Source organism: Streptomyces sp. NBC_00285 (genome assembly GCF_036174265.1).
Taxonomy (GTDB): domain Bacteria; phylum Actinomycetota; class Actinomycetes; order Streptomycetales; family Streptomycetaceae; genus Streptomyces.
In genome coordinates this window covers 7,468,213-7,482,929 of the sequence record NZ_CP108055.1, presented here as the reverse complement: position 1 = coordinate 7,482,929, position 14,717 = coordinate 7,468,213, and the positions used below count along the sequence as shown (strand labels likewise).

Genomic DNA, 14,717 nt, shown 5'->3' with positions numbered 1-14,717 from the left:
GCTCACGACATCCGCGACCTCGCTTCCCATCCGCCTGACCGCCGACTGTCGTCAGGATGTATCAAATCGATCCCTTGAGACCGACAGAGGGGTACCATTCGATACATGAGCGCTGCGGAGAACTCACGCCTGGAGCAGCGGCTGGCCGACCTGCCCCCCACGTTCACGACGGCGCAGGCACGTCAGGCACTGCTCTCCCCCCGGGATCTGGCGTCCTTGGTGGCGGAGGGGGAGATAGACGAACTGTCCCGTGGGGTGTACCGGCGGGCAGACGCCCCGGAGACCGCACATTCAGACCTACTGGCCGTGTGCGCGCGGGCTCCTCACGCTGCCGTGTGTGGTGAGTCCGCCCTGGCCCTGCACGAGCTGATCGACGACATCCCCGCGGCAGTGCACATCGCCGTGCCGCGCGGTACACGCCGCCCCACGATTTCCTACCCGCCGACCGTGGTGGCGCAGTATGCCTCGAAGACCTTCGCCCTCGGAGTCGAGCGGTTCGAAGCAGCCCCGGGAGAGACCATCCCCGTATACAACGCAGCCCGCAGCGTCGTCGACGCGATGCGCCACCGCAACCGTGTCGGTGAGACCCTCGCCCTGTCGGCGCTCGGCCGCTACCTGCGCCGAGACGGACGCAGCGGGGTCGGCCAACTCCAGCACATCGCGCGCGAGTTGAATGCTCTCTCCGTCATCCGTCCTGCCGTAGAGGCAGTGCTCGCCTGATGGCCAACCCCGCGCGTGACACCACAGCCGGCCGCGTCTACAACGACCTGCGCAACCTGGCTCGCCGCAACAGCCGGTCCACAGACGAGATCATGGTCGAGTACGTCCTCGAACGATTCCTCTACCGCTTGGCCGTTTCGCCTCTTGGCCGGGAACACTTCGTCCTCAAGGGCGGCCTGCTGCTGGCCCAGTTCGGCGCACGTCGAATGACCCGCGACATCGACATCCTCGGCCGCTCGTTCCCAGGCACGGAAGCCGAGATCGTCCGCAGGATCGCAGTCATCGCCGCCACCGAGATCGACGACGGAGTCGCGTTCGATCCCGCAACGCTCAAGACCGTCCCCATCCGCGAGGAGGACGAGTACCACGGCGTACGCCTGTCCATGGCCGCCTCCATCGCCCGGGCCCGGCTCAAGCTCCAGTTGGATGTCAGCTTCGGCGACCCTGTCACCCCCGGCCCTCGAATCATCGACTACCCACAGCAGCTCACGACGGAAAGCTTCCAGATCCTCGGCTACCCCCTCGCCACCGTCATCGCCGAAAAACTCTCCACCGCTGTTTCCCTCGGCGACCTCAACACCCGCGACCGCGACTACGGAGACCTCTACCGCCTGCTCACCCTCAACGACCTCGACGGCCAGGAACTCACGACGGCGCTGACCGCCACCGCCGTACACCGAGGCATCACCCTGAAACCCCTCAGCACCGCCATCAGCGACCTCGGCGAACGTCGCCAGACCTCCTACACCGCCTGGCGCCGCCGACAGGGCGCCGCCGCAACCGGCTACCCCGAACGCTTCACCGAGGTCGTCCGACAGGTCACCACCTTCGCCGACACACTCCTCAATGGCGGCGCCATCACCCTCACGTGGAATGCAGCGACCCTCACCTGGTCATGAACCAGACCTGGCCGACCGACCAAGTCTTCGGGACGCAGACCCGAGACCTACGCATTACGAGTGCGGGTGCCCGGCGAAGCGATCGGACGCCTGTACGAACACTGACGACCCGACTCCCGCAAGCACGTCACGTACCATCGGATACTTCGCAGGCAGCCCTCGGCAAGAAGTCCCCGAGAAGTCCCCGACGCGACTCAGGACGAGCCCGCCCACGACAAAACCACAGGTCATGAGCATGATCAATAGCAGCTGACATGTCCGTGAAGTACAAGGAGACCGCCCGGGGCGGGCTTGCGGTGAACATCATCGAGTGCTGAAAAGTAGGCCCTGACCAGCGCATTCGGGTCTTTCAGCGGTGTCAGGGCCTTCCCCGCATACTCGGCGGAAAATCCCCGAGAAGTCCCTGGGACAGGCTTGAAAGTCCCCGAAAAGTCCCCAGGAAATCTCACGGGCCGGAAGCCTGGCCTGGGGGACGCGGGCAGGACCGTGCGTCGGGTTCCGCTGCCGCCGATCGACGGCCGGCAACCGTCCACGCCCGTGGGCGACTTCGGCGTCAGCGGCACGGAGGTCGTCGCCTTCGGCACGGCGGCGACGAACGCCTACGACTTCCACTCCTCGGGCACGATCCCGTTCTGGCTCAGCGGGGACGGCGGCGCGCACTGGTCATCCGGCGAAATCACCGGGACGCCACCCGGCACACAGGTGCACAGCGTCCTGTATGCGTCGGGCCACTGGTTCGCCGTGGGCGGCTATGCCAGGGCCGGCGCCTTCTACGACTCCCGCCGGCTGGTTCTCACCAGCCAGGACGGCACCCACTGGACCCGGATGGACACCTCGGCCATGGGCACCGGCGAGATCACTGCCGCGACCGTCGACTCCGCGGGCCACCCGATCCTGGTCGGCTCGGCCCCCCGGCGCAAGTCCAAGCCGAACACCCGCACAGTGCTGTACGGCTGCGTCTGGGTTGGCAACGGGACGACCACGGGCTGGGAACGCGGCCTCCTCGGCTGCAGCGAGGACCCCCCGAGAACGGCGGTCACCCTCGCGGACAGGCGCGTGCTGATCGCGGGCAACCGGGACCTCTGGCTCTCTCGAAGCCCGGGGCCGGGGCGCGGTCGCGGGTCTTGATCTCTTCCCCCGGCAGGCACGCGTGGCCGAGTCGGGCCGCACCCCGTTGTCGTACCCCTGTGGTGAGGTGAAGTCGGACGACGGAGAGTGAGAGGGTGGAGGGGCGATGGGTGAGCCTACGGCGTGGCGGCCGTTTCTGGAGCAGTGGAGCACGGAGTGGATCGCGGGGTACGACCCGGACAAGGACGCACCGCTCGCGCCGGGGGTCGTGAGGGACGCCTGGCTCGGGTTCGCGCCGGCGAGTGAGGCCGAGGTCGCCGTGGCCGAGGCCCGGCTGGGGCGCCGGCTGCCGCCTTCGCTGCGGGGCTTCCTGCTGGTCACCAACGGGTGGCGGAACGCGGGCAACTTCATCTACCGGCTGGCGGGCGCCGCAGAGCTGGAATGGCTGCGGGACACCGACGACCGCACCTGGATCGAGGTCTGGGAAGACCTCGCTGAGGACGATGTCGAGGAGAACGAGGACGGCGAGGAGGCGTTCGTCGTTCAGGAGGCGAAGGTCCTCGCACGCTGCCTGCGCCTGTCCCTTGAGGGCGACGCGGCGGTCATGCTGCTCGACCCCGGCGACGTGGACGAGGACGGCGAGTGGGCGGCGTACTGGCTCGCCTCCTGGTCCGGCGAGGGACCAAAGCGGTACGACTCCTTCCACGACCTCATGCGCCGACAGTGGGTGTCCTTCCACGCCCTGCGCAAGCCGCCCGGCGCCACCCGGGACCACTGGGACGCGAAGGTCGAGCGGGCCCGATGCGAGGCACTGGCCGGGGCGGTCGACGCCCCGCTGTCGGTGTTCGCCCAGGCACACGAGTACGGGCGGGAGCGGGCAGACGTGCTGAGCATGCAGATGAAAGCGATGCTCGGCGATTGGCGCCGCCACATCGCGAGCCTGATGTGGTATCGCCCGGGGAACGACGACCTCCTGCTCAGCCCGCTCTTCGCCGCGGAACTCCTGCCGCTCCTGGTCCGGCAGGACCAGCTCGCCCACCCCCACGACCTGCGGCCGCTGCCGCGGCTCAAGGAGCACGCGCCCGCACCTGTGCGAGCGCTCGTCGCCGACTACGAGGCCCAGACGGTCGAGCCGGGCTTCCGGCTCACCTTCGGCGGACCCGAGTTCGACGCAGCCGTGCACGCCGTCGCCGACCGCCTCGCCGGGCAACCAGCCTTCCAGGCTTCCGCCGAGCCGCCGATCCATACCGGGCCGATCGTCATCACCCTGTACGCGGACGACGGCCCACGGCCCGAAACCGACCCACTGTCCGACCCCGCCAAGGTCCGCACGGCCCGCGCCGGCCTGTGTGACGAAGTCTGGCCCGAACTCCGTGCGGCGCTACGCCTGTGGCACCCGGTGTGCGAGGACCATATCGCCCCGATATCCCTGTTCGCCGACCCGGTCCTGGCCCAGCTGATCACCCCGGACCGCGGCCACGAGATCCTGGCCACGCCCCGAAGTATGGGCCCCGGCGTTCAGTAGGCTGGGCGTTCGAGCCGCCAGGGACGGCAACACCGTACGGGGGAAGGCCATGACCGAGGAAAGCGACGGCGTCGTCATGTACTGGCGGCCCGGCTGCGTGTTCTGTATGAACCTGCGGCTGAGCCTGTTCTTCACCCGCCTGCGCTACACCAAGCGGAACATCTGGCAGGACAAGGACGCAGCGGCGTTCGTCCGCTCCGTCGCGGACGGGAACGAGACGGTGCCCACCGTCACCGTCGCCGGGCACGCCATGGTCAACCCGTCGAAGCGACAACTGCTGGATGCGGTCCGCGAGTACGCGCCACACCTGCTGACGTCCTGACCTGGCGCGGAGAGCAGCGATGCCGGGGCCGACGGCCTCCGGACGGGCCGGCGGGGGGGTGGTGGAAGCAGAGGCACCTGGCCACCGCGTGGGTGCGGCCTCGCCTGCGGGACCGCCTGGGGCGTCGTCCTGTGAACCGTCGTCGAGGCGAGCCACCAGGGGACAAACCCGGCGCCCCGCCCACCCCTCACCCTGGGCGGGGCGCCGTGTACAGCACCCGGGACTCAGCCGAGCTGAGTGGGAACCGGGCGGTTCCTGCCGAGTGAGGCGACACCGCCCGAAGTGAGTGCCTCGGTGAAGAGCTGTACGTCGGCCACCTTGCCGGCGGTGTACTCCCCGTAGTTGCCTTGGAATATCCGGCGCCCGATCTGCAGCGGCCCGTTCGCGTTCCAGATCGTGCCCTTGTAGGTGGCGGTGGCGGCCAGGTCGTCGTTCACGTAGAGACGCAACTGCTGTGTGTCGGCGTCGAAGACGCCCACCAGGTGGAACCACGTGTTCGTCTTCGGGCTATGCGCCCCCGTGGTGGGCCCGTACGCACTGGTGAAGTCGCCCTCCGTGTTGTCCGCGTGGGCGTGGCCGAAGGCGAAGGCATGCGCGCCGCTGGAGTAGTACAGCTGGAGGCCGTTGGCGCTGGTGCCGGACTGCGAGACGAAGCTGGAGTTCCCGCTCAGGCTGCTGAGGTTGGCCCAGGCCGAGACGGTGTAGCTGCGGCTGGTGTCGAGCACGGTGCCCGACGTGGCCGCGTAGCCGGTGCTGCCATTCAGGGCGAGCGCGCTGCCCCGTGCGGCATCGGCGGTCACGGCGGCACCGCCGTTCAGGGTGAGGCCGTTGGCGGGCCGGACGCTGTCCGCGGTGCCGTCCAGCTTCCACCAGTCGGCGGGCCGGTGGACGTGACCGATGCTCACCGGGGCGGTGAATTGTGCCAGGCCGCCGTCGGCCGCGGCGCCCGGGTACTCGATCATCCGGCCGGAACGGGAGGCGGCGTACAGCGCCGGGAAGCCGGTGCCCTGCACGTCGCCCGGAGAGGCAACGGTTGGGTAGTCCTGCTCGCCGACGCCGACCGGGAGCACCGGCTGGGCAGCGGGCAGCACATTGCCGTTGTCGGCGGCCCACTTCTGGTCGGCGATGTTCTTGCAGTCCCAGATGACGACCTGGGTGCGGGGGTTGCGGTTACCGGCGGGGTCGGCGAGGCAGCGGCTGGACTGCGGGTTCTTGAGCGTGCCCTGGTACGGGCCCGGGACCCCCTCCTGGGAGCCGGAGTTGTTGCACTGGAAGAGTTGCACTTCAGTGCCGTTGTCGGTGCCGCCCTTGGTGACGTCCAGGCACTTGCCCATGACGTGCACGGTGTGGTCGGTGCCGAGGGTGAAGTTCTGGGCGTCGCTGCCGTTGCAGGTGTACACCTGCGCCGCGGTGCCGTTGGTAGTGCGAGAGCCGGCGATACCCGATCTCGGACACCACCTACGGCTACGACCAGGCCGGCAACATCACCGCGGTCTCCGACGTCCGCTCCAACGGCGGCACGGACCGCACCGCCGACACCCAGTGCTTCGCCTACGACGCGCAGGACCGGCTGACCACCGCCTGGACGGACACCAAGGGACTCACCACGGCCACCGCCGGCCAGCTCGCCCGGTGCACCACTCGCGTCCCAGCCCGGCGACTGTCGGCGGACCGGCCCCGTACTGGACGGACTGGCAGTTCAACCAGCTCGGAGACCGCACCCAGCAGGTCACCCACGACGTGACCGGCAACGCGGCCAAGGACACCACCCAGACGTTCGCCTACCCGGGCGCCGGCACGGCCCCCGCCAAGCAGCCCAACGCGGTGTCCACCGTCACCATCCGCAACCCCACCACCGGCACCTCCGTGCTGACCCCGGAGTACGACGACGCGGGCAACACCAAGACCAGGACCACCACCGGAGCCCGTACCGGCATTCAGGGGATCGAGTACAGCGAGGAGGGCCTGACCTCCGCGACCACCACCGACGGCAAGAAGACCGGCTATCTCTACGACGCCGACGGCCAGTTGCTGGTCCAGCGCGGGCAGGGCGGCAACACCCTCTACCTCTTCGGCGGCACCGAGCAGCTCACCCTCGACACCGCCACCAAGGCCGTCACCGCACTGCGCTACTACTGCGCCCCCGACGGTACGCAGACCGTCCGCTCCAGCAAGGGCGGCATCAGCTACCAGCCGACCACCCCGCAGGGCACCGCCCAACTCCAGGTGGACGGCAGCTCACTGGCCATCACACGGCGCGCCTTCGATCCGTACGGCAGCCCACGCGGCCCGGCACCCACCGGTTGGGCGGACAACCACGGGTTCCTGGGCAAGCCCGCCGACGCCACCTCCGGTCTGAACCTCCTCGGCGCACGGAGGGCGGGCTTGCGGTGAACATCATCGAGTGCTGAGGGGGTGGGCCCTGAGCAGTGCGTTCGCGCCTTCAGCACGGTCAGGGCCTCTTGTCCTGGAGCACCTGTCCAAGGCCGCCTCCTTCCCCCGCGGCCTCCGGATCATCGGCTGTCGGTTCGGGCCGTCCCGGCATCGAGTCGACGGCACAGGAACTCTGCCTCACGAATCTTCGCCACCCGCGCCGCTGTCGACCGCACCGTGGTGAACGCGTGGGCTGCCCCGGCGAAGACATCCAGTTCGGTCGACGCGTGTTCACGCCACCGCGCCTCCATCGACAAGGTCTGCGCGAGCAGTGCGTCGCCGGTGCCGACGCAGAACCGTGCGGCCGGTACGCCGTTCAGCTCGGCGAGCAGCGGCGAGGCCGCCGAACGGTCCTCGACGGTGGCGCCGGGCATCAGGAGCGCCAGCGCGCGGTCGAGTCCGGCGGTGAGATCGAAGGCGCCGTAGTTGAGCGAGACCGCGGAGAAGGGCTGCCGCCCCAGGCGTTCGGAGAGTTCGAGCACGGTCAGGGCGGCGAGGTGTGCGCCGGCTGACTCGCCTCCTATCGCGAGGAACTTCACGCTCGGACGCTCACTGACCGCGCGGGCGACAGCGAGCACGTCGTCAAGACACGCCGGGTAGCGGTGTTCGGGCGCCATCCGATAGCCGATGGAAGTCACCGTCAGCGCGGTGCGATCGGCGAGCTGTTGCAGCGTCTCGTCGTGCGTCGTGTGACTGCCCAGACACCACCCCCCACCGTGCAGGTGCAGGTATTCGCCGCGTGAGGGTGTCTCGGGGGTGAACGAACGGACGTGCACGCCCTCGATCGTCAGATCTCGCGCGGTCGGCACCGTGGCGTCGTCGCCGAACCGGACCGTCGCCCGGTACTGCGCGAAGGTCATGCCGTCCGGGACGTCGTACAACGTCGTCAGCCTCGACTTCAGCTGCTCACCGGCGAGCACGGATTCGCGCGCGTACTCGTGCCCGATCGTCGCCAGGGCCAGGGACTCGTCGATGGGGGCGGTCATCGCGCCGCCGCCAGAGCCACCGCCGAGGACTGGCTGCCGAGCGCGAACGCGAACGACAGCGCGGCGGGCAGATCGGCATCGCGTGCGCCGCCGAAGACGGAGTCGAGCCCGCACTCGGCGTCGGCTTGCGCGCTGTTGGCTGTCGGCGCGATCGTCTGTGTGTCGAGCATCGAGGCCGTCGCGGCGATGTTGACCAGCGAAGAAGCCCCGAACAAGTGCCCGAAGATCGGCTTCACCGACGTCAGCGGCACATCGGTGTGCTCGCCGAAGACCCGCCGGACAGCCCTGCTCTCGGCAACGTCGTTCGACCGGGTACCGGTGCCGTGTCCGCACACGTAGCCGATGTCGCCGACCGACAGATCCGACTTCTTGATCACCCGCTCGGCGAGCGCCGCGGTCTTCTCGCCGGACAGCTCCATCGTCGTAGGGTGTGCCGCTTCGTTGGCGACGCCGGTCGCCAGCACGAACGCGTAGATGTGCGCGCCACGGGCCACCGCGTCGGCCTCCCGTTCCAGGACGAGGGCGACGGCTCCCTCGCCGAGGGCGGTGCCGTCACGGTCGGCGTCGTAGGGACGGATCGAGTCCGCCGCCGTCGTCCCCAGGCTCAGCACCCGTGACTTCGGATCGGTGTACACCCGCAGCAGGTCGGCGGTCAGCGGGAACTCGTGCCCCACGACGATCATGACGTCGGCTTCGTCGGACCGCAGCTCCGCCGCCGCCGACCGCAGCGCATGGGTGCCGCCGACACAGGCCGACGACACGGTGGTGACGTAGCCCTGGACGCCGGTGCGGATGGCCGCGATGCTTGCCGGCGCGCCCGGCAGACCGCCCAGTACCCGTCCGATCCCGGACGCCGAGGCGAACTCGCGCTCCCACCACTGCAGCGGGCCGCGCGACGACGAGGCGACGACACCCGCGCGCTGCGGATCGAAGTCACCGACACCGGCGTCGTCCAAGGCCTCGTCGACACTCGCGAGCGCCGCGAGGATCTCGCGCGAGTACTTGCTCGCGTGTTTCGGGTCCAGCCCTGCGACCACCGGGTCGTGTGTGAGCTGTCCCGCCATCACGGTCGGCACACCGCGGTCGTTGAACGCCGAATGCGGCGTGAGTGCCGATTCCCCGGCACGCACTCGCCCCCAGAAGTCCTTCGCCGTGCGGACTCCGCCCGGCAGCGTGAATCCCATCCCGGTGATCGCGAGTCGGGTCATGCCGCACCTTCCATCGGCACCTGCAGCACCGCGCAGGTGTAGGAGTAGCCGCCGCCGGCCCCGAGGACGAGCACGATGTCGCCCGGCGCGAGATCGCCCGCGGCCTCGGCCTCGGCGATGTTGGCGAGGAAGTCGCCCGCGCCGAGGTGTCCCGACGCGCTGTAGTGGCACACGATCCGATCGCTGTACTTCTCCTCGATCGGTCCGATCATCAGCTCACGCACCTTGTCGCTCAGCCGAGGGGCGAGCACTCTGACTATCCGCGGATCACCCGGCGACAACCCGGCGCGGTCCAGGGCGTTGTCCACCGCCGCGCTGATGCACTCGTGCGACACCGCGCGCAAGCGGGGCCGCCCGCCCTCGTCGGAGAACTTCGTGGTCGGCATCGCGTTGATGTGCGGCGGCGCCAACGCCGGTTGCGGGCCGAAGCCGTCGTAGTCGTCGCGGGTGCGCCACAGCTCGGGTGCGGCGACGTGCTCGATGGCAAGCAGGTGGAACGCGTCGCCGGGTGCCGGCTGCCCGACGACGGCGGCCGACGCGCCGTCTCCGTAGGCGAGCATGATGTGGCTGCGCCAATGGTCGACGGCGGGCGCCTCGAAGCGGTCCGCCGCCACGATCAACGTGTGGGAGTGCTCGCTGAGCCGCAGCTGGCCGGCCGCGAGGGAGAAGGACATCGCCGCGCCGTTGCAGGCCTGCTGGATGCCGACCGGCGCACACGAGCGCGGGAGCTCCAGCCCCTCCGCGACGCAGTGCGCCGCGGTGAAGAAGGGATTGCCCTGGTAGTTCGTCCACGCGTAGGCCAGCAACCCGACGGAGTCGACGGGCACACCCGACGCCGACAGCGCCGCGCGGCCGGCGGACACGGCCATCGCCGGCGCGGACTCGGTGTCCCACCAGCGGCTGATGTGGAGCGTCACATCACCGTGCCGGGCCGCCTGCTCGGCGGTGAGGTTCCCGGTTCGCACCTCGTCCTCGGGCGTACGCGTCTTCTCCGGGAACCAGCAGCGCGCTGCCCGGATACCGAGAATCGGCTCGGCCGGCCCCGTGTGCAGTGCCATGGGTTGCTCCTCCTTGGTCTGGATGCCTGCGGGTGAGCTCACGTGGTCCTGGTGACGGCGCCCTGGGACCAGCACTCGGTGATCTGCAGCGACTCGTCGACCTGGAAGATGTCGACCCCGACGAAGATCGCCTCCTCGCCCGGGATGTCGACCGGCCAGTTGGTGGCTCCGGTCCAGGTCCCGGTGCCTATCCAGCGGCAGGCGAAACGACGCTCGGACTCGTCGACGAACGGTCCGAAATCCGTCGAATACCGCAGTCCGTCGAATTTCCCGGTGAAGCCGGAAACCCATTCCGACATTTCCGCCGGACCTGAGATCTTCGACGGGTCGACCGTGGCACCGACGTCGGGCAGGTGCAGCACGTACCCGGCCGGAGAAATGATTTCGTGGGCGACGTCAGAATCCTCGTTCCACATGCGCAGCCAGTTTTTCCAGATCGTGCGTGCGGCAGACGTGTCCAACGTGGGCATGTGGCGATTCCCTCTTATCCGGTAGGAGCGGTGGCCGATGTACGCGGAGCGGCCAGGGCGATGCCGGCCGCGACGACGGTGAGTACGGCCGCGACGATCCACGCTTCGCGCAGGGCCGGCACCGGCGACGCCCCGTCGTGGGTGGCGCTGTCGTGGATCGCGAGCAGCAGGGCGACCCCGATCGCGATGCCCATCTGCTTGGCCATCGTGTGCACGGCCGAGCCGGAGGCGTAGAAGGTCTTCGGGATGGTCGCGGACACCTGCCCGGCGAACGCCGCCATCGCCACGATCGTGCCGATGGAGGTGAGCATGGAGCCGGGCATGACCGCGAGCACGTAGGGCAGGTCCGTCGGGGCCGCGACCGTCCACCAGACCATGCCGAGGCCGAGAACGAGGCAGCCGAGCGCCGCGGTGCGGGCCAGGCCGATACTCTTCGCCATCCGCCCGGTGAGGATGGCGAAGACCGGCATCAGCACGGTGCCCGGTGCGATCGCCAGGCCGGTCTCGATCGCGGAGTAACCGCGGACGTTCTGCGTCCAGAGGACGACCGAGAGCAGCATCACCGCGAAGGCAGCGCTGTACACGAACGCCGCGATGTTCGTGCGGACGTAGACAGGCAGCGCGAGCAGTTCTCGCGGGACGACCGGTGACGGGTGTCGCAGGTTCCGGGCGACGGCGACGGCGAGCAGCACCGCCGCGCAGGCGAACGCCGTCAGCGTGGTCGCCGAGCCCCATCCGGCATCCGGCGCCTCGACCAGGGCGAAGACGAGGCAACCGGCGAAGAGCGCGACGGCCAGAGCGCCGAGGAGGTCCGGGCTCGGCGCGGAGGAACGCTGCGCCGAGGAGGGCAGCACGCGCAGCCCGACGACCGTGGCCAGGGCGCCGATCGGCACGTTGATCAGGAAGATCAGCCGCCAGTCGTACTGGACGAGCACGCCGCCGACGATCGGCGCCATGGCCGCGGCGATCCCGCCGGCCGCCGTCCAGCTGCGGATCGCGCGCTGCTGCAGCTCGGGCGGGTTCACCTGGAGCAGCAGGCCCATGGACGTCGGGGTGAGGGCGGCGGCACCGAGCGCCTGCAGGGCCCGCGCCGCGATCAGCACCGGCAGGGTCGGCGCGAGCGCGCACAGTCCGCTGGCCACGGTGAAGAGCACCAGCCCGCCGAGGAACGTCTGCTTGCGGCCGAGGTGATCGGCCAGCCGGCCGGCGGGGATCAGCGCGGCGGCGTAGAGAATCGTGTACGCGTTGAGCGTCCAGCTGACGACGGCATTGCTGTAGCCGGGGAATTCGTGCTCGATCGCCGGGAAGGCGACATTCACGATCATCATGTCGAGGCTGGTCAGCACGAATCCACAGCACAGGACGGCGAAGACAATCGCACGGCGGCGGACGGCCGCCTTGTCCACCGGAGCTGTCGTGGTGATTGCGGGCGTGTCGGCGCTCATGGTCGGTTCTTTCGGTTGTGGGGGTGGTGGCGCCAGGAGCGCCGGGTCATCGAATGACGCCCTTGGTTCTCATCAGGTGCTCGGACAGGTAGCCGTCGTGCGGCACCCCCGGCTTCATCCACGTGGTGGTGTGGGCACCGATGTGGACGTTGGCGATGCTCGGCTCGTCGAGAAGCTGCTGCGCGAACTCCATGTCCTCGGTGATCGCGGCGACGACCAGCGAAGAGGTCAGCGGCGCGATCCCGTCGGCACGGGTGAACGGCGCGATCCAGACGCAGGGGAACGGCAGTTCCACGCCCAGCACCGGCGACTTGGCGTCGGGCGTGACCCGGATGACCGGGTGCAGTACGGCGGTTCCCGGGCGGACCGTCTCCACGATGTCGTCCCGGCCGAAACTGGTGGTGCCCGCGCCGACCCGCTCGACATGGTCGGCGAGTTGACGGGCCGTCGCCGACGGCAGCTCGGTGCGGTGCTTGCCGACCTCCGACTCGGCGAGCCGGTCGGCCAGGGCGGAGGCGAACGCGTTCGCCTCCGCAACATCGCCTTCGACGAGCACCGCGGTGGTGCAGGTACAGGCGGCTCCGCCGAGGCTCGCGATCGAGGCGGCGATGGTGTCCAGGTGTTCACGCCAGTCGACGTCATCGGTGACGACCGTCTTCGAACGCCCCGGCCCCTGGGTGAGCACCGCCGGGTTCGCGGCGTACTTGTCCACGACGGCCTGTCCGCCGTAGACCAGCGCCCGATCTGCTTGCTCGATGAGCGCGTCGGCGACGTCGTGGCCGGTGGGCAGCAGGGCGACGTGCGAGGCGAAACCCGCTTCCCGGAACGCGCGCACGAGTCGTTGCGGAGTGAACGGTTCCCGGCTCGACGGGCGGACCGCCACCGAGTAGCCGAGTGCCAGCGCGCTGGGCCACAGACCATGCACGCCCGGGGTGTTGCCGGATGCGTGGACCGCGAGCGTCCTGCCCTGGCGCGCCCAGTACGCCGCGCCCTCCCGGATCCGGGGGTCGTCGATGCTGGTGACCGCTCCCCGCGGGATCTCCTGGGCCAGCGTGTCCGGCAGCGCGCGCAGAATCCGGGCGATGGCGGCGATCGAGGCGTGCGCGATCGCGCGTGGCACGCCTGCGCACAGGCTCACCAGGTCGAGGTAGTCGTCGATCGACTGTCCCTCGACCACGGCGTTCTCGAACAGATCCGCCGCTTTGGCGAGCATGGCGAGGCGTGTCGCGTACGGCAGCACCGGGGCCGCGGAGAGCCGGGCGAACGCCCGGGTGACATACAGCCGGGGAACCTCGGAGATGGCGCCGATCTCACGTCCGTCCGGCAGGCGGAGCGGCTTGCTCGCCCGGGCCCGGTACTCGCCCGCCTCGGTGATCGCGTCGACGTGGGCGAACACGGGAGCGCGGTCGGGGGCGCCTTCGGGGGCGCTCATCGTCAGTAGACCCCTTCGGTGATGGACGTGCCGCCGAAGGTCTGTACCGGGGCGACATCGGCTACCGCGTCGCCGATGTGGCCGTCCTCGGCCGCCACCCGGATCGCGGTGTCGCGTTCCAGGTTGTTGGGGATGAGCGCGAACTTGGTGATGTGGTTCATCACGATCTGCCCGCGCTCGCCGTGGGCCACCGGCCGGCCGGTGTCGGGGTCGACGACCCGGAAGAACACGTAGGGGGAGAACGGGTCGAAGGTCGCGAGGCCGGAGGGCTGCTCCTCCTTGCGTTCCACGGCGACGCTGAGGATCGTCGTGCTGCCGTAGCCGCCGACGATCGGGATGCCGGGGAACACCTCTTCGCGGAGGATCGCGCGGGTGTCCGGATCCATGTGCGCCCCGCCCCAGGCGATGCGCTTTACCTTCGAGCGGACGAGCTCCACGAGTTCGGGGCGTTCGGCGATCTTCGTCAGCAGGATCGGAATGGTCTGGATCATCCCGACGTCCTGGGTGGCCAGGATGTCGGCGGTCTGGTCGACGAGGTGGTCGACGTAGGCGCGCAGTTCGTCGGCCTGGCCGCGTTCGATGAGCTTCTTGACCCACCGCGGGTCGATGTCGATGGTGAACCGCTTGCCGCCGAGTGCGCCCGACTGCCGGACGGTGACCTCGCCGATCATGTGCGGGCCGGACGGTGTCGTGGCGAGCAGGTTGATGCCCGATCCGCCGAGGCCCGACGCGGCCTTGCGGCCCGCCCACGCCAGATACCGGGTGAACCAGTCCTCGAACATGACGAACCGCTTGGGCCGGCCCGTAGTACCGCCGCTCTCGAAGATGGCGGCGATCTTCGGCGAGTCGCCGAGGCCTCGCGGAACCAGTTCCTCGGCGGTGGTGTCACGGAAGTCGTCGATGAGGTTGGGGAACAGTGCGAGATCGTCGACGGACTTCACGTCGGTGAGGGGGTCGAAGTCCAGGGTGGCCTTGCGCTTCAGCCAGAACGGTGACCCCGTCTCGGGCCCGAAGTGCCACTGCATGAGCGTGCGCACGTAGGCGTCGGCATCGGTGACGGTCTGCTGCAGCGGATCGACATCCAGAATCGACCAGTCGTGGGCGCCGGGGTCAGACATCGGTGGGGTCCTTTCGAGGTGAAGACGCTGTTG

General features: G+C 69.5%; 14 protein-coding genes. 6 read left to right on the top strand and 8 right to left on the bottom strand.

Translation table 11 applies throughout. The annotated features are described in order from the left end of the window. Window positions 1-105: 105 nt before the first annotated feature. From OHT57_RS34650 to OHT57_RS34630, 5 genes are all read left to right on the top strand, one after another. On the top strand, window positions 106-720 hold the full coding sequence (locus tag OHT57_RS34650; RefSeq protein ID WP_328750689.1) for a type IV toxin-antitoxin system AbiEi family antitoxin domain-containing protein: 615 nt from the start codon (window positions 106-108) through the stop codon (window positions 718-720). Continuing rightward, window positions 720-1,619, top strand: coding sequence for a nucleotidyl transferase AbiEii/AbiGii toxin family protein (locus tag OHT57_RS34645; protein ID WP_328750688.1), 900 nt, complete (start codon window positions 720-722; stop codon window positions 1,617-1,619). Before OHT57_RS34650 ends, OHT57_RS34645 begins: the two co-directional genes overlap by 1 nt. A gap of 537 nt (window positions 1,620-2,156) precedes the next feature. Further along, window positions 2,157-2,747, top strand: a complete 591-nt coding sequence (locus OHT57_RS34640) for a hypothetical protein (protein WP_328750687.1) — start codon at window positions 2,157-2,159, stop codon at window positions 2,745-2,747. A gap of 106 nt (window positions 2,748-2,853) precedes the next feature. Continuing rightward, on the top strand, window positions 2,854-4,212 hold the full coding sequence (locus OHT57_RS34635) for an SMI1/KNR4 family protein (RefSeq protein WP_328750685.1): 1,359 nt from the start codon (window positions 2,854-2,856) through the stop codon (window positions 4,210-4,212). A 49-nt stretch (window positions 4,213-4,261) separates the two neighbouring features. Beyond that, window positions 4,262-4,534: a glutaredoxin domain-containing protein gene (locus OHT57_RS34630; RefSeq protein ID WP_328750684.1), complete on the top strand. Its 273-nt coding sequence runs from the start codon at window positions 4,262-4,264 to the stop codon at window positions 4,532-4,534. A 224-nt stretch (window positions 4,535-4,758) separates the two neighbouring features. Here the strand turns inward: OHT57_RS34630 and OHT57_RS34625 are convergent, their stop codons facing one another. Further along, window positions 4,759-5,973 (bottom strand): LamG-like jellyroll fold domain-containing protein, encoded by a 1,215-nt coding sequence (locus tag OHT57_RS34625; protein WP_328753407.1) that lies wholly within the window; start codon window positions 5,971-5,973, stop codon window positions 4,759-4,761. A gap of 193 nt (window positions 5,974-6,166) precedes the next feature. Here OHT57_RS34625 and OHT57_RS34620 point away from each other — a divergent pair, with 193 nt between their 5' ends. Beyond that, window positions 6,167-6,928, top strand: a complete 762-nt coding sequence (locus tag OHT57_RS34620) for a hypothetical protein (protein ID WP_328750683.1) — start codon at window positions 6,167-6,169, stop codon at window positions 6,926-6,928. A gap of 119 nt (window positions 6,929-7,047) precedes the next feature. On the opposite strand, the gene OHT57_RS34615 is transcribed toward OHT57_RS34620, so the two are convergent. Genes OHT57_RS34615 through OHT57_RS34585 form a run of 7 tightly spaced genes read right to left on the bottom strand, consistent with a single transcriptional unit; the run spans window position 7,048 to window position 14,684 of the window. Then, window positions 7,048-7,953: an alpha/beta hydrolase gene (locus OHT57_RS34615; RefSeq protein WP_328750682.1), complete on the bottom strand. Its 906-nt coding sequence runs from the start codon at window positions 7,951-7,953 to the stop codon at window positions 7,048-7,050. Next, window positions 7,950-9,161: a beta-ketoacyl-[acyl-carrier-protein] synthase family protein gene (locus tag OHT57_RS34610; RefSeq protein WP_328750681.1), complete on the bottom strand. Its 1,212-nt coding sequence runs from the start codon at window positions 9,159-9,161 to the stop codon at window positions 7,950-7,952. Before OHT57_RS34610 ends, OHT57_RS34615 begins: the two co-directional genes overlap by 4 nt. After that, complete coding sequence (locus OHT57_RS34605; protein ID WP_328750680.1) at window positions 9,158-10,219, bottom strand: ketoacyl-ACP synthase III family protein; 1,062 nt, start codon at window positions 10,217-10,219, stop codon at window positions 9,158-9,160. Before OHT57_RS34605 ends, OHT57_RS34610 begins: the two co-directional genes overlap by 4 nt. Window positions 10,220-10,257: 38 nt before the next feature. After that, on the bottom strand, window positions 10,258-10,689 hold the full coding sequence (locus tag OHT57_RS34600) for a hypothetical protein (protein ID WP_328750679.1): 432 nt from the start codon (window positions 10,687-10,689) through the stop codon (window positions 10,258-10,260). 14 nt (window positions 10,690-10,703) lie between these two features. Beyond that, window positions 10,704-12,134: an MFS transporter gene (locus tag OHT57_RS34595; protein WP_328750678.1), complete on the bottom strand. Its 1,431-nt coding sequence runs from the start codon at window positions 12,132-12,134 to the stop codon at window positions 10,704-10,706. 46 nt (window positions 12,135-12,180) lie between these two features. After that, on the bottom strand, window positions 12,181-13,566 hold the full coding sequence (locus OHT57_RS34590; RefSeq protein WP_328750676.1) for an aldehyde dehydrogenase family protein: 1,386 nt from the start codon (window positions 13,564-13,566) through the stop codon (window positions 12,181-12,183). Between the two features lie 2 nt (window positions 13,567-13,568). After that, window positions 13,569-14,684, bottom strand: a complete 1,116-nt coding sequence (locus OHT57_RS34585) for an AMP-binding protein (protein WP_328750675.1) — start codon at window positions 14,682-14,684, stop codon at window positions 13,569-13,571. Between the last annotated feature and the right edge of the window lie 33 nt (window positions 14,685-14,717).